25 protein-coding genes and 1 pseudogene are annotated in these 24,477 nt (G+C 67.4%); 6 read left to right on the top strand and 20 right to left on the bottom strand.

The window, feature by feature from the left end; all coding sequences use genetic code 11:
• Positions 1 to 180: 180 nt before the first annotated feature.
• The 3 genes from CHB64_RS11730 to CHB64_RS11720 are packed head-to-tail and all read right to left on the bottom strand — an operon-like array spanning position 181 to position 2,364.
• On the bottom strand, positions 181 to 930 hold the full coding sequence (locus tag CHB64_RS11730; protein WP_089412804.1) for a hypothetical protein: 750 nt from the start codon (positions 928 to 930) through the stop codon (positions 181 to 183).
• Positions 931 to 1,362: a DUF1489 family protein gene (locus CHB64_RS11725; protein ID WP_089412803.1), complete on the bottom strand. Its 432-nt coding sequence runs from the start codon at positions 1,360 to 1,362 to the stop codon at positions 931 to 933. It lies immediately after the preceding gene.
• A 30-nt stretch (positions 1,363 to 1,392) separates the two neighbouring features.
• A complete protein-coding gene (locus CHB64_RS11720) occupies positions 1,393 to 2,364 on the bottom strand; it encodes a lysozyme (protein ID WP_089412802.1) in 972 nt (323 codons plus the stop codon).
• 422 nt (positions 2,365 to 2,786) lie between these two features.
• Here CHB64_RS11720 and CHB64_RS11715 point away from each other — a divergent pair, with 422 nt between their 5' ends.
• On the top strand, positions 2,787 to 2,999 hold the full coding sequence (locus tag CHB64_RS11715) for a hypothetical protein (RefSeq protein ID WP_089412801.1): 213 nt from the start codon (positions 2,787 to 2,789) through the stop codon (positions 2,997 to 2,999).
• Complete coding sequence (locus CHB64_RS11710; protein ID WP_089412800.1) at positions 2,996 to 3,397, top strand: hypothetical protein; 402 nt, start codon at positions 2,996 to 2,998, stop codon at positions 3,395 to 3,397. Before CHB64_RS11715 ends, CHB64_RS11710 begins: the two co-directional genes overlap by 4 nt.
• 23 nt (positions 3,398 to 3,420) lie before the next feature.
• On the opposite strand, the gene mgtE is transcribed toward CHB64_RS11710, so the two are convergent.
• The 10 genes from mgtE to CHB64_RS11660 form a co-directional block, all read right to left on the bottom strand.
• Positions 3,421 to 4,890 (bottom strand): magnesium transporter, encoded by a 1,470-nt coding sequence (gene mgtE / locus CHB64_RS11705; protein WP_089412799.1) that lies wholly within the window; start codon positions 4,888 to 4,890, stop codon positions 3,421 to 3,423.
• A gap of 87 nt (positions 4,891 to 4,977) precedes the next feature.
• Positions 4,978 to 5,223, bottom strand: a complete 246-nt coding sequence (locus tag CHB64_RS11700) for a DUF1467 family protein (protein ID WP_089412798.1) — start codon at positions 5,221 to 5,223, stop codon at positions 4,978 to 4,980.
• A gap of 3 nt (positions 5,224 to 5,226) precedes the next feature.
• Complete coding sequence (locus tag CHB64_RS11695) at positions 5,227 to 6,885, bottom strand: ribonuclease J (protein WP_089412797.1); 1,659 nt, start codon at positions 6,883 to 6,885, stop codon at positions 5,227 to 5,229.
• Entirely contained in the window at positions 6,885 to 7,667 is a 783-nt protein-coding gene (locus tag CHB64_RS11690; RefSeq protein WP_089412796.1) for a type III pantothenate kinase, read from the bottom strand. Before CHB64_RS11690 ends, CHB64_RS11695 begins: the two co-directional genes overlap by 1 nt.
• Positions 7,668 to 7,672: 5 nt before the next feature.
• Positions 7,673 to 8,419 (bottom strand): biotin--[acetyl-CoA-carboxylase] ligase, encoded by a 747-nt coding sequence (locus CHB64_RS11685; RefSeq protein WP_089412795.1) that lies wholly within the window; start codon positions 8,417 to 8,419, stop codon positions 7,673 to 7,675.
• Between the two features lie 3 nt (positions 8,420 to 8,422).
• Positions 8,423 to 9,865, bottom strand: a complete 1,443-nt coding sequence (nuoN, locus tag CHB64_RS11680) for an NADH-quinone oxidoreductase subunit NuoN (RefSeq protein ID WP_089412794.1) — start codon at positions 9,863 to 9,865, stop codon at positions 8,423 to 8,425.
• Positions 9,865 to 11,445: an NADH-quinone oxidoreductase subunit M gene (locus CHB64_RS11675; protein ID WP_089412793.1), complete on the bottom strand. Its 1,581-nt coding sequence runs from the start codon at positions 11,443 to 11,445 to the stop codon at positions 9,865 to 9,867. Before CHB64_RS11675 ends, nuoN begins: the two co-directional genes overlap by 1 nt.
• Positions 11,442 to 13,574 carry an NADH-quinone oxidoreductase subunit L gene (gene nuoL / locus CHB64_RS11670; RefSeq protein ID WP_183234048.1) on the bottom strand — a complete coding sequence of 711 codons (2,133 nt, stop codon included), beginning with the start codon at positions 13,572 to 13,574 and terminating at the stop codon, positions 11,442 to 11,444. Before nuoL ends, CHB64_RS11675 begins: the two co-directional genes overlap by 4 nt.
• 6 nt (positions 13,575 to 13,580) lie before the next feature.
• Positions 13,581 to 13,892 carry an NADH-quinone oxidoreductase subunit NuoK gene (gene nuoK / locus CHB64_RS11665; RefSeq protein WP_089412792.1) on the bottom strand — a complete coding sequence of 104 codons (312 nt, stop codon included), beginning with the start codon at positions 13,890 to 13,892 and terminating at the stop codon, positions 13,581 to 13,583.
• A 3-nt stretch (positions 13,893 to 13,895) separates the two neighbouring features.
• Complete coding sequence (locus CHB64_RS11660; protein WP_089412791.1) at positions 13,896 to 14,531, bottom strand: NADH-quinone oxidoreductase subunit J; 636 nt, start codon at positions 14,529 to 14,531, stop codon at positions 13,896 to 13,898.
• A 604-nt stretch (positions 14,532 to 15,135) separates the two neighbouring features.
• Between CHB64_RS11660 and CHB64_RS15800 the strand changes: the two genes are divergently transcribed.
• Positions 15,136 to 15,393, top strand: a complete 258-nt coding sequence (locus tag CHB64_RS15800) for a hypothetical protein (protein ID WP_375790381.1) — start codon at positions 15,136 to 15,138, stop codon at positions 15,391 to 15,393.
• On the opposite strand, the gene nuoI is transcribed toward CHB64_RS15800, so the two are convergent.
• The 7 genes from nuoI to CHB64_RS11620 form a co-directional block, all read right to left on the bottom strand.
• On the bottom strand, positions 15,306 to 15,794 hold the full coding sequence (nuoI, locus tag CHB64_RS11650; RefSeq protein WP_089412789.1) for an NADH-quinone oxidoreductase subunit NuoI: 489 nt from the start codon (positions 15,792 to 15,794) through the stop codon (positions 15,306 to 15,308). The genes CHB64_RS15800 and nuoI overlap by 88 nt on opposite strands.
• Positions 15,795 to 16,865 (bottom strand): NADH-quinone oxidoreductase subunit NuoH, encoded by a 1,071-nt coding sequence (gene nuoH / locus CHB64_RS11645; RefSeq protein WP_089412788.1) that lies wholly within the window; start codon positions 16,863 to 16,865, stop codon positions 15,795 to 15,797.
• A gap of 90 nt (positions 16,866 to 16,955) precedes the next feature.
• The gene (locus CHB64_RS11640; RefSeq protein WP_089412787.1) at positions 16,956 to 18,812 is read right to left on the bottom strand and encodes a cation:proton antiporter domain-containing protein; all 1,857 of its coding nucleotides are present in this window, start codon (positions 18,810 to 18,812) and stop codon (positions 16,956 to 16,958) included.
• Between the two features lie 197 nt (positions 18,813 to 19,009).
• Entirely contained in the window at positions 19,010 to 19,657 is a 648-nt protein-coding gene (locus tag CHB64_RS11635; RefSeq protein WP_143266011.1) for a head GIN domain-containing protein, read from the bottom strand.
• Positions 19,658 to 19,762: 105 nt separating this feature from the next.
• Positions 19,763 to 20,284, bottom strand: a complete 522-nt coding sequence (locus CHB64_RS11630; protein WP_089412785.1) for a hypothetical protein — start codon at positions 20,282 to 20,284, stop codon at positions 19,763 to 19,765.
• A gap of 29 nt (positions 20,285 to 20,313) precedes the next feature.
• Positions 20,314 to 22,431: an NADH-quinone oxidoreductase subunit NuoG gene (nuoG, locus tag CHB64_RS11625; protein ID WP_089412784.1), complete on the bottom strand. Its 2,118-nt coding sequence runs from the start codon at positions 22,429 to 22,431 to the stop codon at positions 20,314 to 20,316.
• Between the two features lie 129 nt (positions 22,432 to 22,560).
• A complete protein-coding gene (locus CHB64_RS11620) occupies positions 22,561 to 22,809 on the bottom strand; it encodes a hypothetical protein (RefSeq protein ID WP_089412783.1) in 249 nt (82 codons plus the stop codon).
• Positions 22,810 to 22,947: 138 nt separating this feature from the next.
• On the opposite strand from CHB64_RS11620, the gene CHB64_RS11615 reads away from it, so the two are divergent.
• From CHB64_RS11615 to mads1, 3 genes and pseudogenes are all read left to right on the top strand, one after another.
• Positions 22,948 to 23,607: a LexA family transcriptional regulator gene (locus CHB64_RS11615; RefSeq protein ID WP_143266010.1), complete on the top strand. Its 660-nt coding sequence runs from the start codon at positions 22,948 to 22,950 to the stop codon at positions 23,605 to 23,607.
• Between the two features lie 268 nt (positions 23,608 to 23,875).
• A complete protein-coding gene (locus CHB64_RS11610; RefSeq protein ID WP_028032132.1) occupies positions 23,876 to 24,091 on the top strand; it encodes a helix-turn-helix transcriptional regulator in 216 nt (71 codons plus the stop codon).
• A gap of 181 nt (positions 24,092 to 24,272) precedes the next feature.
• Positions 24,273 to 24,458, top strand: a pseudogene (gene mads1 / locus CHB64_RS11605) (methylation-associated defense system helix-turn-helix domain-containing protein MAD1); the annotation flags it as partial.
• Positions 24,459 to 24,477: the final 19 nt, after the last annotated feature.

Here is a 24,477-nt window from a genome sequence, read left to right as displayed (position 1 = left end):
CGCCCGCGCGCGCCCCTTCGGGGCGAAACCGCGCGATTCGCGCAAAGCCGAATCGTTCGAAACCGGCCCGAAGCCCTTGCGGCGCCAGACTCAGCGCGACTCGCCGCCGCGCCGTTTCGTGCGATTCGCCGCCCCGCCGTCGCCCGGCAGGCGAGCCCGCCGGCCGGGCCCGCCGCCGGCTTACATCGCCGTGAAGCGCGCGGGGGCGTTCTCGGCCGTCTTCTCCACGATCCCGACCGCGCCGGCGCTCGCGGTGCCGCTCTCGGCCGCCGCGGCGAGGAAAACCAGGACGTCGCCCAACCCGTCTCCGTTGAAGTCGGCATGCGCGATCTCCTGAAGCCGCACGCGCTGGCCGCCGGCCGACCAGCGCCACACGCCCGGCGCTTCCGCTTCGATCGCGACGGTCCCCGCCTCGGCGTCGTCCGCGGCCGGCCCGATGCGCAGGGGCGCGGCGCCGGCCACGGCCGCGACATCGCCGCGGGCGAGCGCCCCGTCGCGGAAATGGGTGCGTTCGGGCGCGCGGGCGCGCTCGAGCGCGGCGAGCGCCCCGCAGGCGCGCTCGAAGGCGAGTTCGCGGCGCATGTCGGCCGCGGCGAGCGCATGCCAGCCCTCGGCGCGACGAGCGCGCCAGGCGGCGCAGGTCCGCACCGTAACCGCGCCGGCGCGCGGGTCGGTCGGATGGGACAGGCTGACCGACGCCGCGCCGCCGGAGTCGGTCACGGGGCTTTCCGCGAAGTCCGCGAACGCAGCCGGCGGGCGGCAGCTCCCGCTTTCGAGACCGGCGACGCCGATGTCGGTTCGAAGGCAAACGGCGGCGCGGCGCTCTTCGGCCTCCCGCCGCAGGAGCAGGATGATCGCCGCGACGGCGAGGATCGCCGCCAGCGTCGCGAGCGCCCCGAAGAGGAGAAGACGTTTGCGCGCGGGAGTCATTCAAAGCAGTCCCAGTTCGGCGAGCCTGGCGCGCAGGGCCGAAGGCGCGCCCCGCGCGCCGCTTTTAAGATCGCGCGGCGCGTCCTCGGGCCTGAGATAGCGCCAGCCCTGAAAGGCGCGGCGGGGCTGGGCCTCGACGGGGACGACCTCGGGCTTGAGCAGGATGGCGCAGCGTGCGATCCCGTCCGCGCCCGTCACCGGCTCGAAGCCGACGAGCGCCTGGCGCGCCAGAACGACCCCCTTGATGACCCAGTAGAGCGAGCCGCCGTCGAGAAGCTCCGCCGTCCGGCGCGGGAACAGGCGCGTGACGTGCTCGCTGACCCGGCCCCAGCGCCCCTCGCGCGCGTTGCGCTCGGCGCGCCGGGCGACCCAGCCGGCGAGGTCCTCGACGCTCTCGGCGCCGACGCAGAGCTTGACGAGATGAACGGTCATGCGGTCACGCGCGCGTCTGCGCGCCAAGGCCTATTCCGCCAGACGCAGGCGCGCAAGCTCGCGCGCGCGCTGGCGCTTGAGGTCGTGGCGGGCGACGCGCTTCACGAGGATGTAGAGAATGAAATAGGACATCGCCGCGCCGGTCGCCGCCAGCCACATGGGCAGGTTCTCGAACAGCGCGGTGAAGCGCTCATAGGTGAGCCCGAGCGCGGCCGCGGCGGCTGGAAACTCCTGCCCCAGAAGCAGCGCCGCGCCGAGCCCCGTGAGCGCGAAGGCGAGCACGCCGGCCAGAACCGCGCCGACCGTCACGCCCATGTCGGCGTATTCCTCCGCCTTCGAAATGATCATCTTCGACGGATCGCCGGCGATCGCCTGGGTCGCGGCGAAAAGCGCGCGGGCGCGCGCGGCGCGCTCCTCCGGCGAGAGCGCGACCTTCGTCTTGTCCCTGGCGTCGTCGAAGTTGACGAGGGGCCTGGCCTTCAGCTCCACGTCGGAGACGAAAGCCGGCTCGCATTCGGGCGCGGGCCGAACGTCCGCGCTCGGAACGACCAGCGCGGCGTCGGTCGGCATGAGGAAGAGCGACTTTTCGGCCGCGCGCCGGCGCACCAGGCCGTCGAGCGCGACGAGCTCGCCGTTGACGCGCGCGCGGGTCCACATCTCGAAGGCCTGCGCGGCGGCCAGCTTGTCGCCTTCGTTGAGCTTGCGCAGCACCGTGGAGCGGCGCCAGTTGTCCTCGCCGATATTGAAGATGAGCGAGACGAGCGCGTCGTGCTCGTTCTGATTGAGAGGGGCGCGGACGGTCTCCGCGATGAGGGCCTCGATCGGCTTGACGTCCTCGCGCAGAAGGCGCTCGGCGTCGCCTTCGGTGACGCTCATGCCGTGGCGGGCGGTCGCGGTGTGGCCGTAGCCAACGGTCCACTGCTCGCTCGGCGCGTAATGCGCCGACATGCGCAGGCCCTCATAGCCCTTGATGAGATTGAGCCCTGTCTCTCCCGTCTTCATCGCGGCCAGCCATCCCCTCGCAGCGCCGCCCCGACCCCCGATCCGCCGGACGGCGCGCCAACGCAAACGAACGCTCCGGTCGGGGCGAAAACCGCGCCCCGGCCGGCGCCGCGCGCCGACTCCGTTAACGATTTGTTTAGCATGCGCGCCCCGCGTTGGGTAGGCGTGGGCGCCGGGCCGGGGCGCGCGGGACGGCCCATTTCGGCACGCCCCGTGCTAGAATTTCTCTCGCTCGGACCGCACGGCGCGGAATCGCCGAGGATTTCCGTCGCCGTTTCGGGCCCGCGCGCGGCCGGAAATGGCACGAGACTTGGGAGCGTTCCCGGCCAGGGGGGCGGCGAGGCCCGGGCCCTCCCCGGCGTTCCGCGCGGCCGGCCTGTGGCCGGCGCGACGCGCAGAACCGGGCGAAGGCAGGTGGGACCATGTTTGGCAACGGTCTGGCGAATATTGCGGCGGCGCTCATCATCGCCGCGGCGATCCTGTGGACCGGCGGCTTCGGGGGCGGCCGGACGAGCGAGGAAGATTTCGCCAAGTGGTACGCGCGCGCCGTGGGCGACATCCGCAACGACATCGTCGTCAATTGCGGCTGCTGCGGCGAGGACGGGCCCCGGAGGGCCGGGCGCGAGTCTTTTTGAGAGCCCGCCCGGCCCCGGCGCCGGCGGCCGGCTATGCGCCGGCGCCGCGACTGGAGCCAGGGCGGGCGCCCCACGCGGAACCGCTGCACGTTCCGCCCGCGCCGCTGGCGGGCGTCGCCCAGCCCGTCTTTCCGCCCGAGCGGCCGGTGATCTTTCCCCCGGGCGCGCCCGGGCCCGGCCCCTTGCCGCCTGTCCTCGTCATTCCGCCCGGCGCAGGCCCGGCGCCCTGCCCGGACGAGCCGACGCCCGACCGGCCGGACTGCCCGAAGCCGCCCCCGCCCGAGCCGCCGCCCGAGGCGTCCGAGCCGGCGACGATCTTCATTCTTCTCGTCGGCGCGCTGGCGCTGTGGCTCGGCGCGCGGCTGACGCGGCGAAAAACACATCAGAACACAGAATAAGCGCAGGCGGCGCCGGCGCGCGGTCAAAGCAGAACGATCGTCGCCAGGCCGAGAAAGACGAAGAAGCCCGTCACGTCGGTGACGGTGGTCAGGAAAATGCCCGAGGCGACGGCCGGATCCGCGCCCAGGCGATGAAGGCCGAGCGGGATGAGAATGCCGGCGAGCGCCGCAATGACGAGATTTATCGTCATCGCCGAGCCCGTCACCAGCGCAAGCTTGACGCTCCTGTCCGGATCGCCGCTCATGAACAGCGACCATCCTCCGGCGAGCAGGCTCAGCAGCACGCCGAAGACCAGTCCGTTGACGAGGCCGACGCCCGCCTCGCGCATCACCACGCGGGCGGCGTTGGAAAAGGTGAGCGTCTTCGTCGCCAGAGCGCGCACCGTGACGGCGAGCGTCTGGGTGCCGGCGTTGCCGCCCATGCCGGCGATGACCGGCATCAGGGCGGCGAGAACGACGATCTGCTCGATCGTGGCGCCGAAAGCGCCCACGACCGAACCGGCCAGCATCGCCGTGAACAGATTGACGACGAGCCAGGGAACGCGGAAACGCGCCGTTTCGATGACGCTGTCCGACAGGCCCGATTCGGCGGCGACGCCGGTCATCGCCAGCATGTCCTCATGGGTCTCCTCGTGAACGATCTCGACCACGTCGTCGACGGTGATCATCCCGACGAGGCGCTCGCTTTCATCGACCACCGGCGCGGAGATGAGGTTGTACTGCTCGAAGAGATAGGCGACCTCCTCCTGGTCCATCGTCACCGGAATGAGGCGCAGCTCGCGGTCGGACATGATCTGCGAGATCGGAACCTCGCGCGGCGTCTTGAGCAGGGTCGACAGCGGCACCGAGCCGACGGGCTTGAAGGTCGGATCGACCACGAAGACCTCGTAGAAGCGGTCCGGCAGGTCGTCCGAGCCGCGCAGCCGGTCGATGATCTGACCCACCGTCCAGTAGGCCGGCGCGGCGAACACCTCCCGCTGCATGAGGCGCCCGGCGCTCTCCTCCTCGTAGTCGAGGGCCTGATGGAGCGCGATGCGGTCCGGGACCGGGATCTCGGCGAGGATCTCGGCGCGTTTCTCCTCGTCGAGATCTTCGAGCACGAAGGCCGCATCGTCCGTATCGAGATCGGCGACCGCCTCGGCCAGCTTCTCGGGCTTGAGCGCCAGCACGACGCTTTCGCGGATGTCGGAATCGAGCTCGGCGAGGGTCTCCGCCGGCAGGCCGCCGCCCAGAAGCTCGATGAGGCGGACGCGCTCGTCCTCATGGAGGAGGCCGAGAAGGTCGGCCATGTCGGCCGGGTGCAGCTCGTCGCACAGCGCGTGAAGCTGCTCTGCGTCGGCGGCCTCGATCGCGGCCGCGACGGAATCGACGAACCCCTCCGACAGCGCGCGATCGGCGCCGAAGGGCGGGATCTCCGCCTCTTCGCCCGCAGGCGGCGTCGGCGCGCCTTCCGGCGCGCGCGCGGTTTCATCAGCGGCGCGTGGCTCGCTCATCGGGGCGTCCTCGCCGGGAACTTCAAAAAGATTGAACTTTCAATAGTTTACGGGAGGCGCGGCGGCGACGCAAGCGGTCGGACGCCTTCAGTCGCGAAAATCGATGATCCCGCTCATGATGACGGCCACGATCGCCGCCCAGATCGGCGTCGCGATGGCGGTGGTCCACAAAAGCTTCTTCTTGAGCTCGGGCTTGACCGGCGCGCCGGGCTCGGCGCCCGCGACCCCGTCGTCCTCGGACTCCCACCGGCCGCGCACGCCCCAGGGAAGGACCGCGAACAGCACGGCCCACCAGACCATGACGTAGACGACGACGGCGCTCAGCGGGTTCATCGCTTAAAGCCTGTTGATCAGTATGCTCACCATAGGCCGCTTGCCCCAGGCGGCGGACATGACGTTGCGCGCGGCGCGCTGGGCGGCGATCGTGACCGCCTCGTCGTCGCGGCGCTGCTTTCTGCCGAGCTTGCCGAGAGCGTCGTCGACGGCTTCCTCGATCAGCGGCGCGAGCGGCTCGCCGTCCGCGTCCGCCGCCGGCGCGCCGATGACGGAGACCGCCGGCGGCGCGGCGAGAAAGCCGTCGTCGTCGAGCGTCACCGCGACCGCGACGCATCCCGCGAAGGCGAGCTTCCGCCGCTCGCGCAGCGGCGCGGCGCCGTCGGGCATGAGCATCCGCCCGTCGAGATAGAGCCGGCCGACGGGGACTTCGTCGATGATCTCCGGCGCGCCCGGCGCAAGGCGGATGAGATCGCCGTTGCGCGGGGCGATCGCCTCCTCGACGCCGAGCGCCAGCGCGAAATCGGCGTGCTCTTCGAGATGGCGCGCCTCGCCATGGACCGGCACGGCGATCCTCGGCCGCGCCCAGGCGTACATCTGCTTCAGCTCGTCCCGGCACGGATGGCCGGAGACATGAATGAACGCGTCCTTCTCGGTGACGACCTTGACGCCGAGATTCACGAGGTCGTTATGCAGCGTATAAATCTCGCGCTCGTTGCCGGGAATGATCTTGGAGGAGAAGATCACCGTGTCGCCCTCGCCGAGCGCGATGTCGGGATGGTCGTCGCGGGCGATGCGGGCGAGCGCCGCGCGCGGCTCGCCCTGGCTGCCGGTGCACAGATAGAGCACATGCTCGCGCGGCAGATGGCCGGCGTCCTGCGGCTCGACGAATTTAAGGCCCCTGGGCAGAATGCCCGTCTCGCGGGCGGCGTCGACGATGCGCAGCATCGACCGGCCGAGCAGGCAGACGCTGCGGTCGGCGGCGGCGGCGGCCTCGCAGATCGAGACGACGCGGCCGACATTCGAGGCGAAGGTCGTGACCGCGACCCGGCCGGGCTGGGCCGCGATCAGCTTCGTGAGGCTTTCGCGCACCCGCGATTCCGAGCCGGACTCGCCTTCGGAGAACACGTTGGTCGAATCGCAGACCATGGCGAGCAGGCCCTCGTCGCCGAGCCGGCGCAGCACGGCGTCGTCCGTAGTCGGACCAAGGGACGGCTCGGGATCGATCTTCCAGTCGCCCGTATGCAGCACGGTCCCCAGATCCGTTCGGATGATGACCCCGTTGGGTTCGGGAATCGAATGGGTGAGCGTGACGAATTCGAGGTCGAACGGCCCCAGCGTAAAGCGCGCGCTCGGGTCGAGCGCGCGCAGGTCGAGGCGCGCGCCCGCCTCCTCCAGCTTGCGGCGCACCAGAGCGGCGGTGAAGGGCGTCGCGAAGACCGGACAGCCGAGATCGGGCGCCAGCAGCGCGACCGCGCCGATATGGTCCTCATGGCCATGGGTGAGCACGAGGCCGAGAAGATCCTCCCTGCGGTCGAGAATATAGGAGTGATCCGCGCAGATGAGATCGACGCCCGGCGTGGAAAGATCGCCGAAGGTCACACCGCAGTCGATCATGATCCATTTGCGCGCGCGCGCCGGCCCGAACCCGTAGAGATTGAGGTTCATGCCGATTTCGCCGGCGCCGCCGAGCGGCAGGAAGACAAGCTCGTCCCGCGCCATCAGCCGGCCGCCTCCGCTTTTTTCAGACGTCTGTATATTTCGATCAGTCCGCGGATCGTTATGTCGGCGTCGAACACGTCGATGCAGTCCGTCGCGCCTTCGAACAGCGAGGCGACGCCGCCGGTGGCGACCACCTTCATCGGCTGCGGATACTCTTCCCTGATGCGTTTGACGAGGTTTTCGATGAGTCCGACATAGCCCCAGAACACGCCGGACTGCATGGCGCCGACGGTGTCCCGGCCGATCACCTGCGGCGGGCGCTGGATGGCGACGCGGGGAAGCTGCGCGGCCGCGTCGTGCAGCGCCTGCATGGAAAGATTGATGCCCGGCGCGATCACGCCCCCCTCGAAGCCGCCGTCCGCGCCGACGACGTCGAAATTCGTCGCCGTGCCGGAATCGACCACGATCAGCGGCCCGCCATAGGCCGCATAGGCGCCGACGGCGTTGACCAGCCGGTCGGCGCCGGCTTCGGACGGCTTCGGAATGCGCACCTCGACGCCGGGAATGTTCTCGGCGGAGACGACGTAAGGCTCGCGGTTGAAATAGCGCCGCGACAGATTGCGGAAATGAAAGAGCGACTGCGGCACCACGTTGGAGATCACGCAATCGGTGACGTCGGCCAGCCTGTAGCCGGCGAGCCCCATGAGCTGCGACAGCCAGACGGCGTATTCGTCGGCGGTGCGCGTCGGCGAGGTGGAGGTGCGCCATTGCGCCGCCGGCCTGTCGCCGTCGTAAAGCGCGATGACCGAGTTGGTGTTGCCGACGTCGATGGCGAGCAGCATGGGGATTATTCTCCGCGCCCCGAGAGAATCGTCCCGGCGGCGATGGTTCTGGTTCCGTCCGCGCATTCTAGTATGAGCGCGCCGGTTTTATCGAGGTCCCTGAACACGCCGGAAACGCTTCCGTCCGGCAGGTTCACGACGATGCGTTCGCCGAGCCGGGCCGCGCGGTCGAGCCAGGCCGCGCGAATGGGCGCGAAGCCCTCCTTGCGCCAAATCGCGCGCCGGCGGTCCAGCGCCGCATCGAGCGCGGCGGCGAACGCCTGCGGCGACGGCGGCGCGTCCTCGCCCATGAGATCGAGCAGGCGCGCGGTGGGATAGGCCGCCGCTTCGGGCCGGCTCACGATGTTCGCGCCGACGCCGAGGGCGACCAGCGCGGGCGGCGCGAGCAGCTCGATCAGGACGCCCGCGAGCTTGCCGCCCGCCGCCAGCACGTCGTTCGGCCATTTGAGGGCGAGCGCGGCGCGCGGGGCGAAGCTTTCCACGGCGTCGAGAACGGCGAGGCCCGCGACGAAGGACAGCTCGCCCAGCCTTTCGCCCGGCGCGCCGGCGTCGAACAGAAACGTGCCGGCGAAATCGCCCGGCGCCTGGACCCAGGCCGCGCCGCGCCGGCCGTAGCCGGCTGTCTGTTCGAGCGCGACGAGCCAGACGGGTCCGCGCGCGCCCGCGTCCGCGCGCCGACGGGCCTCGCGATTCGTCGAGTCGAGCGTTTCGAAGACCTCGAGCGCCGCCCCTGAGGAGAGTCGTCCGGCCACGGATCAGAACAGCGACGCGGCGGCTTTCTCGGCCGCGGCGACCAGCGCCCCGATGAACACGACGAGGCCGGGAAACATCAAAAGCGCCGAGATCGAACTCGCCGCGCCGAGCACGGGGCCGCTCTCGCGCTCGAAGGCCGGCGCGGGCTCGTCGAACCACATGATCCAGACGACGCGCAGATAGTAATAGGCCGAGATCACGCTCATCACCGCCCCGATCGCCGCCAGCCAGACGAGATCGGCGTTGACGGCGGCGAAGAACACGAACCACTTGCCGAAAAAGCCGGCGAGCGGCGGAACGCCCGCCAGCGAGAACAGCAGAACGGTGAGAATGAGCGCGAAGGGCGCGTTGGTCTGCGACAGGCCGGACAGATCGGCGATCGCCTCGGTCATGCCGCCGCGCCGGCGCATCATCAGGATGCAGGCGAAGGTCCCGACCGTCATGACGACGTAGATCGCCATATAGATGAGCACGGACGAAACGCCCTCGGCCGTGCCGGCGGCGAGCCCGATCAGCGCATAACCCATATGGCCGATCGAGGAATAGGCCATCAGCCGCTTGATGTTGGTCTGGACGATGGCGGAGAAGGCGCCCACCGCCATCGAGGCGACGGCGATGATCGCGATGATGGGGCGCCAGTCGTCGATCAGCTCGAGGAAAGGCGCCGACATGGCCCGCGCGAACAGCGCCATCGCGGCGAATTTCGGCGCGGCGGCGAAAAAGGCGGTCACCGGCGTCGGCGCGCCTTCATAGACGTCCGGCGTCCACATATGGAACGGCGCGGCGGAGACCTTGAAGGCGAGGCCGGCGATCAGGAAAACGAGGCCGACGGCGAGGCCGAGATTGTCGCCGCCCATGGCCGCGACTCGCGCGATCTCGTCGAAGCGGGTGGAGCCGGCGAAGCCGTAGATGAGCGAGGCGCCGTACAGCAGAAGGCCCGAAGAGAGCGCGCCGAGCACGAAGTATTTAAGTCCCGCCTCGGTCGAGCGGCGGCTGTCGCGATTGAAGGCGGCGAGAATGTAAAGCGCGAGGCTCTGGGTCTCGACCGCCATGTAGAGCGCGATGAGATCGGTCGCCGAAACCATCAGGCCCATGCCGAAAGCGGCGAGCACGATCAGCACCGGATATTCGAAACGGCCGAGCTGCTCGCCGGCGAGGTAGCGGTCCGACATGAGAATCGCGACGGCCGCCGCCGCGAAGACGATCGCCTTGGCGAAGCTGGAGAAGGCGTCGATCCGGAACGCGCCGGCGAAAAGCGTCTGCCCGCCGCCGACCGGCGTCAACAGGACGATGACGCAGGCGGCCAGCAGCAGCGCCGCCGAGGCGAGCGCGATCGGCCGCGCGCTGCGCTCGCCCATATAGACGCCGGCGATCAGAAGCGCCATCGCGCCGACGGCGAGCAGAAGCTCGGGGACGAAGAAGGAAAGCGTCTCGAAAACGCCCATCACAGGCCTCCCGCCGCCAGCGCGGCGCGATAGTTCTCAATCAGGAGGTCGGCGGCGGGCGAGAACACCGAAAGCGCCGGGAACGGATAAACGCCGAGATACAGCGCGAAGGCCATCAGCGCCGCCAGCATCGCGAGCTCGCGCCGGTCGACGTCCGTGATCGACTGGAGGGCGGGCTTTAACAGCTCGCCATACATGACCTGGCGATAGAGCCTGAGCGCATAAGCCGCCGACAGGATGACGCCGAAGGCCGCGAAGAAGGCGATCCAGCTGTTCGTCTTGAACGCGCCCGCCATGGTCAGAAACTCGCCGACGAACCCGGACACGCCCGGCAGGCCGACATTCCCGAGCGTGAAGAAGAGAAACAGGAAGGCGTAAATCGGCATGCGGTGCACGAGCCCGCCGAAGGCCGCGATCTCGCGGGTGTGCGCGCGGTCGTAGACGACCCCCACGCACAGGAAGAGCGCGCCGGAGATGAAGCCGTGGGAGAGCATCTGGAAGAGCCCGCCCTCGATCCCCTGCTCCGTGCCGGTGAAGATGCCCATGGTGACGAAGCCCATATGGGCGACGGAGGAATAGGCGATGAGCTTCTTCATGTCCTCCTGCGCCAGCGCCACGAGCGAGGTGTAGATGATCGCCACGATCGACAGCGCGAAGACGAGCGGCGCGAAATCGGCGCTCGCCAGCGGAAACATGGGCAGCGAGAACCGCAGGAATCCGTACCCGCCCATCTTCAGCAGGATCGCGGCGAGAATGACCGAGCCGGCGGTCGGCGCCTGAACATGCGCGTCCGGCAGCCAGGTGTGCACCGGCCACATCGGCATTTTCACCGCGAAGGAGGCGAAGAAGGCGAGCCACAGCCATTTCTGCGCCCCGGCGGGGAAGTCGAACTGCTGCAGGGTCGGAATGTCGGTCGTGCCGGCGGCGAAATACATCCACGCCATGGCGACGAGGAGCAGCACCGAACCCAGCAGCGTGAACAGGAAGAACTTGACCGCCGCATAGACCCGGCTCGGCATGGCGAAGCCGGCGAATTCCTTCGTCCCCGACGAGCCCCACACGCCGATGATGAGGAACATCGGGATGAGGCTGCCCTCGAAGAAGAAGTAGAACAGAAAAAGGTCGAGGGCGCAGAACACGCCCACCATCAGCGTTTCCATCATCAGAAACGCGATCATGTAGTCGGCGACCCGCTTCGTGATCGAGGTCCACGAGGCGAGAATGCAGATCGGCATGATGAAGGTGGTGAGCAGCACGAACAGGATCGAAATCCCGTCCACCCCCATCTTGTAGCTGATGCCCGAACCCAGCCAGGGCGCCTGCTCGACCAGCTGGTAGCCGGCGAGGTCGGGATCGTAATAGGCGAAAAAGACGAAGACGGAGACCAGGAACGCGCCGGTGGTGAAGAACAGCGCGACGCGGCGCGCCACGTTGTCGATCTGCTCGCGCTCGCGCGGCTCGACCGTCCCGTCGGGCCCGACCCGGGCCATCATGCGGCGGGCCATGATCGCCGCCGCCCCGAGGAGCGGCAGGAAGGTGATGAGGCTGAGCCAGGGCTGCTGGGCGAAGGATTCGGTCATTGTCCGCCTCCCGCCAGCCGCAACAGGACGTAGGTCACGAACAGCGCGATGCCGACCAGCATGACGAAGGCGTAGTGATACATGTAGCCCGTCTGCATCCGGACGATGCGCCGCGCGCCGGCCGCGACCGTCGCGGCGAGTCCGTCAGGCCCGACGCCGTCGATGGTGCGCCCGTCGCCTTCCTTCCACAGGAAGCGGCCGATGGCGAGCGCGGGCCTGACCAGCAGAAAGTCGTAGATCTCGTCGAAATACCACTTGTTCTTGAGGAAATCGTGGACGAGCCCGCCCGGCCGCAACAGGCCCGGCCGCAACGGATCGCCGCGCAGATAATGGAAGGCGGCGGGAAGCGCCCCCGCCAGCATCGCCAGGAAGGGCGCCCACAGGACCCAGCCGGGAACGTGGTGATGGCTCTCCTCGTGATGTGCGCCGGCGTCGCCGTCATGGCTTTCCGCCGGCGCGGCGTGAACGTCGGCGGGGGCATGGCTCTCGCCGGCATGCGCTTCATCATCCGCCGGCGCATGCGCTTCGGCCGAATAGAACGCGCCGTTCCAGAACTTCTCCGACTTCGCCGGATCGACGAAATGTCCGTAGAACGCCATGCCCGCGACGAGCGCGCCGACGGCGAGCGGCACGAGCGGGATCATCATCGAATCGGGCACATGGTGGGGATGCTTGCGCACATGCTCGGGCGCGCGCGATCGGCCCCAGAAGGTGAGGAATATGAGCCGCCAGGAATAGAACGCCGTCATGACGGCCGCCATCAGCCCCAGCGTGAAGGCGGCGCCGGCGAAGGCGCGGCCCGTCTCGCCCGCCGCGAAGGCGCTTTCGAGAATGACGTCCTTGGACACGAAGCCCGCCGTCCCGAAAGGGGCGCCGAAGAGATAGAGCCCCGGAATCCCGAGGCCGGTGATCGAAATCGTGCCGATGAGCATGAGAATATGCGTGAACGGCAGGAGGTCTTTCACCCCGCCCATCTTCTTGATGTCCTGCTCGTGATGCATGGCGATGATGACGGCGCCCGAGCCGAGGAACAGCAGCGCCTTGAAGAAGGCGTGCGTGAACAGGTGGAACATCGCCGCGCCGTAGGCGCCCGCCCCGGCGGCGAAGAACATGTAGCCGAGCTGGGAGCAGGTCGAATAGGCGACGACTTTCTTGATGTCGTCCTGCAGGAGCCCGACGCTCGCCGCGAAGAAGGCGGTCAGCGCGCCGACGATGGTGACGAGCGCGGCCGCGTCCGGCGCGTTCTCGTAGATCGCCGAGCAGCGGCAGACGAGGAACACGCCCGCCGTCACCATGGTGGCGGCGTGAATGAGCGCGGAGACCGGCGTCGGGCCTTCCATCGCGTCGGGCAGCCAGGTGTGCAGAAGCAGCTGCGCCGACTTGCCCATCGCGCCGATGAACAGAAGGACCCCGATCACGGTGAGCGCGTGCCAGTCATGGCCGAGGAAGGAGACCGTCAGCTCGCGGACCGGCGCGCCGGTGTCCATGCCGTAGGGAATCGCGACGCCGTCGGCGGCGATCACCGAGAAGACCGTGTCGAACTCGACCGAACCGAATACGTAGTAGACGCCCAGGATGCCGAGAGCGAAACCGAAATCGCCGACCCGATTGACGACGAACGCCTTGATGGCCGCGTCGTTGGCGGACTTTTTCTTGAACCAGAAGCCGATCAGCAGATAGGAGGCGAGGCCGACCCCTTCCCAGCCGAAAAAGAGCTGCATGAAGTTGTCCGCCGTCACCAGGGTCAGCATCGCGAAGGTGAACAGCGACAGATATGCGAAGAAACGCGGCGTCTCGCCGTACTCCTTCATGTAGCCCATCGAGTACCAGTGAACGAGGAAGGAGACCGAATTGACGACGACCAGCATGACCGCCGAGAGCGTGTCGAGCCTGAGCGCCCAGTCGGCCTGGAAGTCGCCCGAGGAGAACCATGTCGCGAGCCGGATCGTGCGCGGATTGGGCTCGCCCAGCGCCACGTCGAAGAACAGGACCCAGGCGTAAACGGCCGCCAGCCCCACGAGCACGGTCGAGGCGATCTCGGCGGCCTTCGGCCCCGCCGCGCGACCCAGAGGCATCGCGAGGATCGCGCCGAACAGCGGCAGGAAGACGACTAACGGCTCCAGCGTCATGGATTTCTAGTTCTTCATGAGATTGGCGTCGGCGACCGAGATGTCGCCGCGATTGCGGAAGTAGGAGACGAGAATCGCCAGGCCCACCGCGGCTTCGGCCGCCGCCACGGTCAGCACCATGAAGGCGAAGACCTGTCCCGTGAGATCGCCGAGAAACTGCGCGAAGGCGACGAGATTGATGTTCACCGCGAGCAGCATCAGCTCGATCGACATCAGGATGATGATGACGTTCTTGCGGTTGAGAAAGATGCCCGCCATGCCGATCGCGAACAGGATCGCGGCGACGACGAGATAATGTCCGAGCCCGATCTCGGCCATCGGTCAGATCCCCTGCCCTGTTTTCACCTTGACGAGCTCGACCGCCTCCTCGCGCCGGCGGCCGACCTGGCGGGCGACGTCCTGCCGGCGCACGCCCTCGCGCACGCGGAAGGTCATGACGATCGCGCCGATCATGGCGACCAGCAGCACGATCCCCGCGATCTGGAAGTAGTGCGCGTAGTCCGTATAGAGGATGAGCCCGAGCGCCTCGATATTGTTCGGCCCCGCGGGATCGGCGACGATCTCCGGCGCGCGCGGCGCGGGATGGGCCCGCGCGATCTCGGCGTCGGACGGAGCCGTCCACACCGCGACCGCCATGATGAGCTCGACGACGACGACCACGGCCACCGTGGCGGCGACGGGCATGTACTGAAGAAAGCCCTGCTTCAGCTCGACGAAGTCCACGTCGAGCATCATCACCACGAACAGGAACAGCACCGCCACCGCGCCGACATAGACCACGAGCAGCAGCATCGCGAGATACTCCGCGCCCATCAGCACGAAAAGGCCGGCCGCCGAGATGAAGGCGGCGATCAGGAACAGCACCGAATGGACGGGATTGCGCGAGGCGATGACCATCAGCCCCGACAGGATCGCGGCGGCGGAGAAGAGCAGGAATGCGGCGGTTCCGATCGGCATGAACAGGTCTTCAGGCGCGGCGGTGCAGGTTCTGAAACGGGTCTGGCGTCGTGGCGATCCCCGCGAGCGGGGCTGTCGTGGCTGGGATCGCCGCGTCCGGCAATGCGACCTAAGGCGCACGGCGCGAGGCGCGGCGAATCTGCGCGCTTGTAGACCGGGTTAGCCCCGATTGCAAAGGGCGGTGGTCGTTTGATCGGGCGTCCCTCATCGCCTCCCTCCCGCGCAGGGCCGTAATCGGCGAAAGCGCCATGACGCACGGCCGGATCAGGGTTATAGGGACGGGTTCTCGATCAGCGCGCGCCGATGAAGACGCATCCTTATTTCGAGCGCGCCCTGCGGCGCCGACCGGAAATCCGGCGGGAACGGTGTTTGCGGGCGCCCGGTCGCCGGATAAAAAGGAGCCCCAGCCGGACGGACGCATACGTGCTGGGGCCGCATCAGCGAAGCGGAAGGGCGCTATCTGCGAGTTGTGCTGCTGGAAGATGGAGAGACCTTCTTCAACGCTTTTTTCGATAGAAGGTTCAAACCGTGAAGATCAGTATCATCGGGATCGCGACTTCCTTTAGTTGAATTTTCCGACCGCCCCCAAAAGGATGCGCAGGAGATTTCGGCTGGCGTCGTCGTTCACTACGACGCCGAAGGCGCGGCCGCCGCGATAGAGGTGGACCAGGCATCCGCCCGGACCGACCTTAAGGCGCTCCATGCGCTCGGCATAGACAAGGTTCAGGTCGAAGCCGCCTGGGCGAAGGGCGCCGCGCTGCAAACCGGACTTCCTTACCGATACGGCGCGTCGAGTTCGAGATTGCGGGCGATCTCGCGCTCCCAGCGGTCGCCGTTCGCCAGCAGGCGCTCCTTGTCGTAATAGAGCTCCTCGCGGGTCTCGGTGGCGAACTCGAAATTCGGCCCTTCGACGATGGCGTCCACCGGACAGGCTTCCTCGCAGAAGCCGCAATAGATGCACTTCACCATGTCGATGTCGTAGCGCGTGGTGCGCCGCGAGCCGTCGGCGCGGGGCTCGGCTTCGATGGTGATCGCCTGGGCCGGGCAGATCGCTTCGCACAGCTTGCAGGCGATGCACCGCTCCTCGCCGTTGGGATAGCGCCGCAGCGCATGCTCGCCGCGGAAGCGGGGCGACAGCGGCCCCTTCTCGAAAGGATAGTTAAGGGTCGCCTTCGGACGCACGTAATATTTCAGCGCCAGCCAGAAGGCGCCGAGGAAATCGGTCAGAAACAGCCCGCGGACGGCTTGCGCGAGGCGCGACATTTACTGCCTCCAGCTCTGAAAGTGCTCCGCCAGGCCGGGAAACATCACCATAAGGCCGGCAAGCGCCACCACGTAGAACAGCGACAGCGGCAGAAAGACCTTCCAGCCCAGCCGCATCAGCTGGTCGTAGCGGTAGCGCGGCACGATCGCCTTCGCCATGGCGAACAGGAAGAAGAAGAAGACGACCTTCGCGCCGAACCAGAACAACGGAATCGAGTCGAGCGGCGCCCATGGAATCGGCGAATGCCAGCCGCCGAAGAACAGGATCGTCAGCATCGCGCACATCAGCACGATGTTGAGATACTCCCCGATCATGAACAGGAGATAGGGCGTCGAGGAGTATTCCACCTGATAGCCTGCGACGAGCTCCGATTCGGCTTCCGGCAGGTCGAAAGGCGGCCGGTTGGTCTCGGCGAGGGCCGAGACGAAAAACACCACGAACATCGGAAACAACGGGATGAAATGCCAGTTGAGGAATCCCATGCCGCGGTTCTGGCTTTCGACGATGTCGGTCAGGTTGAGCGAACCGACGAGCAGCAGCACCGTGATGATGACGAAGCCGATCGAGACTTCGTAGGAGACCATCTGCGCGGCCGAGCGCAGACTGCCCAGAAACGGATATTTCGAGTTCGACGCCCAGCCTCCCATGATGATGCCGTAGACGCCGAGCGAGGAGATCGCGAAGAGATAAAGAATGCCGACATTGATGTCGGCGACGACGAGGCCCGGCCCCACCGGCACCACCGCCCAGGCGGCGAAAGCCAGCACGAAGGTGATGAGCGGCGCGACGATGAAGATCGTCCGGTCGGCCCCGGCCGGGATGACGATCTCCTTGAAGACGAATTTGAAGAAGTCCGCGAAAGACTGAAGCAGGCCGAAGGGGCCGACCACGTTCGGCCCCTTGCGCATCTGCACCGCCGCCCAGACCTTGCGGTCGAACAGGAGGATGAAGGCGAGCGCCACCAGAAGCACGACCATCAGCGCCAGCGTCTGCAGCGCGGTCGGGACGAGCCAGTTCGCCCAGCCGGCGTCGGTCGGGCGCGAGGTCAGGTAGTTCCACACGGTCTCCATGGCGCTGCTTGATAGTCCGGAACGCGCGCGCCGTCACGGGGGCAGATGCGGAAAAAACGGTCGCGGCGCGCGTCGGTTCCTGCGTCGCGCCTAGCGCTCGTCAAGCTCCGTCTCGGCCGCCGGCTCCACGGCGGGCTCCGGCGTCGCCGGGGGCGCCGACGCCGCGCTCGCCTCCTCCGCCTCGGACGCGGCGTTTTTTTGCTGCGCGCGGACGGCCGCGTCCAGCTGGCTCAGCATGCCGAGCCCGACCTCGCGCCCGCCCAGCACCACCATGCTGGCGCCGAGATGCTTCAGATGCGCCTCCTCGTCGTCGGTCTGGGCGCGCACGATGATCGGCATGCCGGGATTGAGCCGGCGGCCTTCCTCGGTCGCGCTGCCGGCTTCGAAGACGTTCGGGATGGCGACGAGCAGACAGCGCGCCTCGCCCGCATTGGCGAGCGAGAGCGTCTCGGTCATGGCGCCGTTGCCGACGATCACCTCAGCCCCGGCCGCCCGCGCCTCGTCGACGCGCGCGGCGGCGTCTTCGATCACCACATAGGGAATCCCGCGCGCGCCAAGCTCTTCCGCAATGGCCTTGCCCACCCGGCCATAGCCCACGACGATGGCATGGCCGGTCTTGCTCGTCTGCTGCGCCGGCGCTTCCGGCTCCGCCGCGGGTGCCGGCTCTTGCGCCGGCGCGGCGGTTTCGCGCGGCGGCGGCGCGAGGCCGACCCTTTGCAGCGGCGCCTGGAGACCACGCTCAAGCGCAGGGAGCGCCCAGAACGCCAGCGGGTTGAGCAGGATGGAGATCAGCGCGCCCGCGATGATGAGATCCTGGCCTCTTTCGGGAAAGACGCCGAGCCCCACGCCGATGCTCGCCAGAATGAAGGAGAACTCGCCTATCTGGGCCCGGCTCGCCGCGATGACCAGACCGGTCGAAAGGGGGTGACGGAACAGCCCGACGATGACGAGCGTGATCGCGGCCCGCGCGACGACGATAACGAACACGACCGCCAGCAGCGCCAGCGGATCGCGCAGCACGATCGCCGGATCGAACAACATCCCGACCGACACGAAAAACAGCACTGCGAAAGCGTCGCGCAGAGGCAGCGTCTCCTGCGCGGCGCGCTGGCTCAACTCGCTTTCTGCGAGGATCATCCCGGCGAAAAAGGCGCCGAGCGCCAGCGAGACGTCGAACAGGAGCGAAGAGCCGAGCGCGACGCCGAGCGCGGTTGCGAGCACGGCGAGCCGGAACAGCTCACGCGAGCCTGTATGCGCCATCTCATGGAGCACCCATGGAATGATCCGTCTGCCGATCACGAACATCACGCCGACGAAGGCGACGACCTTGAGGAGGGTCAGCGCCAGCGCGCCCGAAACCCCGGCCTCCGGCCCGAACAGGCGCAGCGCCAGCGGGCCCGGGCTCGTCTCCGCCGCCGCCCCGGCGAGCCGCGCCAGGGGCGGAATCAGCACCAGCGCGAAGACGGTGAGGAGATCCTCGACGATCGCCCAACCGACCGCGAGCCGGCCGCGCTCGGTTTCGATCAGCCGGCGGTCCTGCAGGCTTTTCAGCAGCACCACCGTGGATGCGATCGAGAGCGCGAAGCCGAACAGAAACGCTCCGGCCGGGCTCCAGCCCATGGCGAGGCCGAGACCGGCGCCCAGGAGCGTGGCGATGAGAATCTGCCCGATCGCGCCGGGAACGGCGAGCGCGCGCACGCTCATCAGGTCCCGCGGCGAGAAGCTGAGCCCCACGCCGAACATCAGCAGAATGACGCCGAGCTCGGCGAGCTGGGCGCCGATCGCCTGATCGGCGACGAAGCCCGGCGTGTAGGGTCCCACCGCGACGCCGGCGAGCAGATAGCCGACAAGCGGCGGCAGTTTCAGTCGATGGGCGAACGCGCCCAGGATGAACGCCAGCCCCAAACCGACGACGATAGTGGTCGTCAGCGGGGCTTGTTCGGACATCGCGCGGCTCCTGTCGACAGAAAGAAGGTTTCACTCGGAAATTAGGCGTTTAAGCGGCGTTCCTCAAATTCTGCCCGATCCAGTTCGCGCATTTTATCATTATAATAAGGAAGGGGCCGCCCTGTCGTCGCAGGGTCGGCCTCTTCCCGCGCTTCAGCGCAGCTGTCGGATCCCAGGAGGACGGCGGAGGGCGCGTCTTATTGAATCGAAATGTCTGCGAACATGCCGCCGCTTTTCCTGACCTTTTTCGGCGAGCCATAGACGCGTATGTCGCCCATGCCGCTCACGACCGCGTCGACGGATTCGCGAGCGTAAACGCTGGCTTCGCCGACGCCCGAGACGACGACCCGGACGTCCTCGCAAATGAGCCCTCTGGCGTCGAGCTCGCCGACGCCGGAAACTTCCGCGTCAAGGCGGCGGCATGCGCCGGTCAGGCTCATTTCGCCCACGCCGGAGATCGAGACTTCGAAGGCGTCTTCGTCGAGGCCTTCGACCTCGCCGTCTACGACGCCCGACATATGCAGCCCCCTGAGGGACGGCGCCGTGACATAGGCCGTCACGTTTCGGGACTTGCGCTTTTTGTCGCCCCACCGCCGGTCGCGCTGGTCCAGAACGAGCACGCGCCCGCTGATCTTGGTTTCGACGCGCTCCATCGCCTCGGCCGGGCCTTCGAGCATCACCGAGTAATCCGGCCCCACGCTCACCTTGAGATCATAGACGCCGGCGATCTTGATCTTGTCGAAGTTCCTGAAATCGTATGACTTTTCAACATCCTGAGCGGCCGCGCCGCCGACCAGGACAAGGCAGCCGAGACTGGCGGTGAGGACTGAACGCAACGCGGTCATTCGAAGGGCGATCTCCAAGCCAAGGCCGTCAGTTTAGGCCAAGCCGCCGCCGAGCGCGAGCCGATCCGCCGCAGGGGAGCAACGTTCCGGCGTAAAAACAGGCTTTTATTGCAGCCGAACGATCGCGCCGGATTCAGCCGACTCGGCGCGCTCGGCCGCCCGCCAGACCGGCCGGATGCGCCGTGCGAACAGCCAGGCGATCAACAAGCCGGGCGCGAAGAAAAGGAACGTCGCCGGCGGCTCGCCCAAGGGCTGGCGGCCTGTGACGATCCACAAAGCGCCGTACTGGACGGCGAGCGCGGCGAGCGCATAAGGCCAGGCGCGCCGCATGCGGATCCGCTCCAGAAACTGAAACAGCGGAACGCCGACCGCCACCGCCGCGCCGAAGCCGATGAGAAAGACGAGCATGGCGAGCCGCAGCGCGCCGAAGACTGTCCCGCCAAACGAGCCGACGCTCCACGCGCCCTTGGCGAGCAGGAAGAAATTACTCAGCGCCAGGAGCGCCGCGCCGCTCAAGGCTGCGCCCATGAGGACGGCCGCGATCATGTGCTCGAAGGCGACATGGGCGCGGACGCGCCGCCAGACTTCGTCGTTTCCGTTTCCGTTCTCGTTCTCGTTCTCGTTCAAGCTCGACCGCCTTGCGATGGCGCGCGGCCCTACTCCGCCGCCATCCTGTGCGCCCGCATCATGACGGCCGAACATTCGGCCATGGTTTTCGACGCGCGCGCGATGGCATTCGTGAAGTAAAAGTCGCGGACCGGCGAGCGGAAGGGCGCTGGCGACAGGTCCCCGGCCTTGCCGACCTTCGACAGATCGATCGGGGCGCCTTCCTCCGGCCCCTGATCGATCCGCCCGAGCGACGGCGCGTCGGCGATCATCGCCTGGCGCAAGGCGAAGAGGTCGTCGTAAGGCAGGGTCTTCCCGACCCGCTCCGATAGGGCGCGGACGATCGCCCAGTCCTCGCGCGCTTCGCCATAAGGGAAATGCGCGCGGAACGCTATCTGGGCGCGCCCCTCGGTGTTGACGTAGATCCCGTTCTGCTCGGTGTAGGCCGCGCCGGGCAGGATCACGTCGGCGGCGCGCGCGCCGGCGTCGCCGTGATGGCCCTGATAGATCATGAAGACGCCGCCCCATTTGGCGGGGTCGATCTCATCGGCGCCGAGATTGTAGACGACTTCAAGCTCGCGATCCTGTGCGGCCTTGAGGATGCCGGCGAAATCCTTGCCGCTCTCGCCCGGCAGGAAGCGCAGATCGAGCGCGCCGACGCGCGCGGCGGCCGTGTGCAGAATATTGAAGCCGTTCCAGTCCTCGCGCGTCGCGCCGACGGCTTCGGCGAGCTTCGCCGCTTCGGCGAGAACCGCCAGCCCGTCGGGCCGCGCGATCGCGCCCATGCCGATGATGACGACAGGCCGCTCCGCGTTCTTGAGCGTTTCGAAAAACGCGCCGCGCCCCGCCGCCAGCTCGGCGAGGGTCTGCGGACCGTCGCCGAGATGCTCGTAGTCGTAGGTCAGGTTCGCGGCCTCGCCGACGAGGCCGATCTTCAGATTGATATTGGCGAGCCACGCCTTGCGGATGCGCGCGTTGACGAGCGCGGCCTCGATGCGCGGATTGGTTCCGACCAGCACAATCGCGTCGGCGCGCTCGAGCCCCGCAATGCCCGTGTTGAAGAGATAGCTCGCGCGTTCGGCGCCGCTCACGCCGATTCCGAGCGGCGCGCCGTCCTGACGGCAGTCCATATGCGGCGTCCCAAGCGCCGTCATCAGATCCTTAAGGGCCTTGACCGCCTCGGTCGGGACGAGATCGCCGACCACGGCGGCGATTTTGTCCGCAGGCGTTGTTTTCAGCTTCTCCGCCACCAGCGACAGCGCCTCGTCCCAGCGCGCGGGCCTTAGCTTGCCGTTCTCGCGGATATAGGGCGTATCGAGCCGCTGGCGTTTCAGCCCGTCCCAGATGAAGCGCGTCTTGTCGGAGATCCATTCCTCGTTCACGTCCTCGTGGACGCGCGGCAGGATGCGCATGACCTCGCGCCCGCGCACGTCGACGCGGATGTTGGAGCCGACCGCGTCCATGACGTCGATCGTTTCGGTCTTGGTCAGCTCCCAGGGCCGCGCGTTGAAAGCGTAAGGCCGCGAGGTGAGCGCGCCCACCGGGCAGATGTCGATGAGGTTTCCGGTCAGCTCCGACTCGATCGCCTTTTCGAGATAGGTTGTGATTTCCGCGTCCTCGCCGCGATTGACGAGCCCCAGATCGTCGACGCCGGCGATCTCGGTCGCGAAGCGCACGCAGCGGGTGCACTGGATGCAGCGGGTCATGATCGTCTTGATCAGGGGACCCATGTATTTTTCCTCGACGGCGCGCTTGTTCTCCGAATAGCGCGAACCGTCCCGGCCGTAGGCCATGGCCTGATCCTGCAGGTCGCACTCCCCGCCCTGGTCGCAGATCGGGCAGTCGAGCGGGTGGTTGATGAGCAGAAACTCCATCACCCCTTCGCGCGCCTTCTTCACCATTGGCGTGTTGGTGAAGAGCTCCGGCGGGGCGCCGTCGGGACCGGGGCGCAGGTCGCGCACGTTCTGCGCGCAGGATGCGACCGGCTTCGGCGGGCCACCCTTCACCTCGATCAGGCACATGCGGCAATTGCCCGCGACCGATAGCCGCTCGTGATAGCAGAAGCGCGGGATCTCCTCGCCGGCGAGCTCGCAGGCCTGAAGCAATGTGAGGCTTGCGGGAACCTCGATCTCCCGGCCGTTGACCTTGATCACGCGCGTGTCGCTCATGGGAACGCTCTTGGAATTGCGGCGCGCGGCGCGCGCCCGCCTGTCGGAATTCGCGCCTGTCTAGTCGGATTTAAGCGGCGGTTCCAGTCGATAAAGGTCGCACGGGAAACGGCCGCGCAAGGCCGGCGCTCACCGGCGCGGCGGCCAGGCGCCGGCGAGCCGGCGTTCGATCCGCGTCAGCGCCTCGCCCTGCGCGAGCGACAGCCGCTTGACGTTGTCGAGCGCCAGCCGCAAGCGCGCCGCCGTCTCCGCGATGCGGCGGACCTCCTCGTGCATCAGGGCCACGCGGCTTTCGATCGTCGCCAGCGACTTCTCATGGCGCTCAAGCGCCCGAACGAGGGCGGCGAGCGCGAATGCGTCGTCCCCATGCGGCTTCATGACGGTTTCCCTTGCGGCGCTCGCAGGCGATCTAGCAGGACGCTAACCGCCATTTGTTGCGAAATTCACAACGAAAGCGCCTCTTAATTGCGACATTGTCAATCGCCATTTTCCCGCCCCGCCGACATTTTCGGCCGCATGTCATCCGATATCGAGTGGATCAGGGCCGCCTTGCGCCGCGATCCGACGAAAACGCGCGCCGGCATCGCCGCAGTTCTGGGCGTGGACAAGTCCGCGGTGACGCGGCTGCTGAGCGGCGAACGTCAGCTCAAGTTCCATGAGGCGGAGAAGATCGCCGCCTATCTCGGGGTCGCACCGCCGTTCAATCCGCCGGGCGCGCTCGCCGACAGGGGCCGCGATTTCGCCGCCGAGGGCGCCGGGAGTGAAGCTGACCGCGTCGCGTCCGCCGACGAGGCCGCGCCGATCTACGCCGCGACGGCGCTGTCGGAAGGGCGCTGGTCGCTCGCCCGGCACGAAGCCCCGGTGGACTGGCGCCCGCGCGCGCCGCATTTCGCCAACGCCGCCAGGGTGTTCGGCTTTTACGCGCCCGACGACGCGATGGCGCCGCGCTTCATGGCCGGCGAGATCGTTTGGGTGGATCCGGCCCGGCCGGCCAGGCCCGGCGACGACGTTCTGTTCATCGAAAAGCGTCGCGGGGCAGGACCGGAAACGGTGATTCTCGCCGCGCTTCTGGCCGCCGGCCCCATCCGGCTCGAAGGGCGCCAGCACCGCGCGGGCGCCGCCGTTCGCCTCGACGCGCGCCGCTGGTCGGCGCTGCACGTCCTGCCGCGCTATTGATCGCGCGGCTGGCGCGGCTTTCGAATCGTTGAAATCGGCTGGCGGAGGGAAAGGACTCTTCGACAAACTCGCTCGAAGTATGCCCCACAGCGCGCCAGAACGCCTTCGTATTCTTAAGTGAATCTTCGCCACCGCAGAAATTCTCTGTTCAAGAATGGCAGCGCAGCGCCCTGTGTTTGGCGCTCCGGACAGTATTACCTTGATAGTGTTTTCCGCCCACGCCTTCGTCGTGTCGCAGTCAAACTGGCCTGAGCGAAAGGAAGCGGAAATGAAGGAAACTCATTTGAACCAACTTGAACTGGCAGTTCGCTGGAGGATCAGCCATCGCACACTTGAGCGGTGGCGTTGGACCGGTGAGGGGCCGAAGTTCCTCAAGGTGGGCGGCCGGGTGGTCTATCGCCTGTCCGACGTCGAGGAATACGAGCAGTCGATTATCCGTTCCAGCACCTCCGACCCTGGCCAGGCTCAGCAAGCCGACGCTTGACCGAGCTGGATGATGGCGGCCTCACCTGCGCCTGGGGGCCGTCATCATCAGCCGAAACACTCCATCAGCCATCCGACCAAATACAAGAAAACCGGGTCAAATCAGACTTCTTTTGGTTTACTCCTGCTTGTGTCGGTGAGATACTGGATGCTTGAATCATGCTGGCTGAAAGGGCCGCACCATGTCCGATCGCTGGGTCTCCGTGGAGGAGATCGCTGAATATCTCGGTGTCAGCAAAGACACGGTCTACGGCTGGATCGCGAAGAAGGACATGCCGGCCCACAAAGTCGGGAGGCTTTGGAAGTTCAAAACCGACGAAGTTGATGACTGGGTGAGGCACGGGAAAGCATCGGACGATCAAAAGGAAGGCGAGGCGGCCGAGGCCG

This window comes from Amphiplicatus metriothermophilus, from assembly GCF_900199215.1.
Classification (GTDB): domain Bacteria; phylum Pseudomonadota; class Alphaproteobacteria; order Caulobacterales; family Parvularculaceae; genus Amphiplicatus; species Amphiplicatus metriothermophilus.
This window is presented reverse-complemented; position numbering and strand designations above follow the sequence as displayed.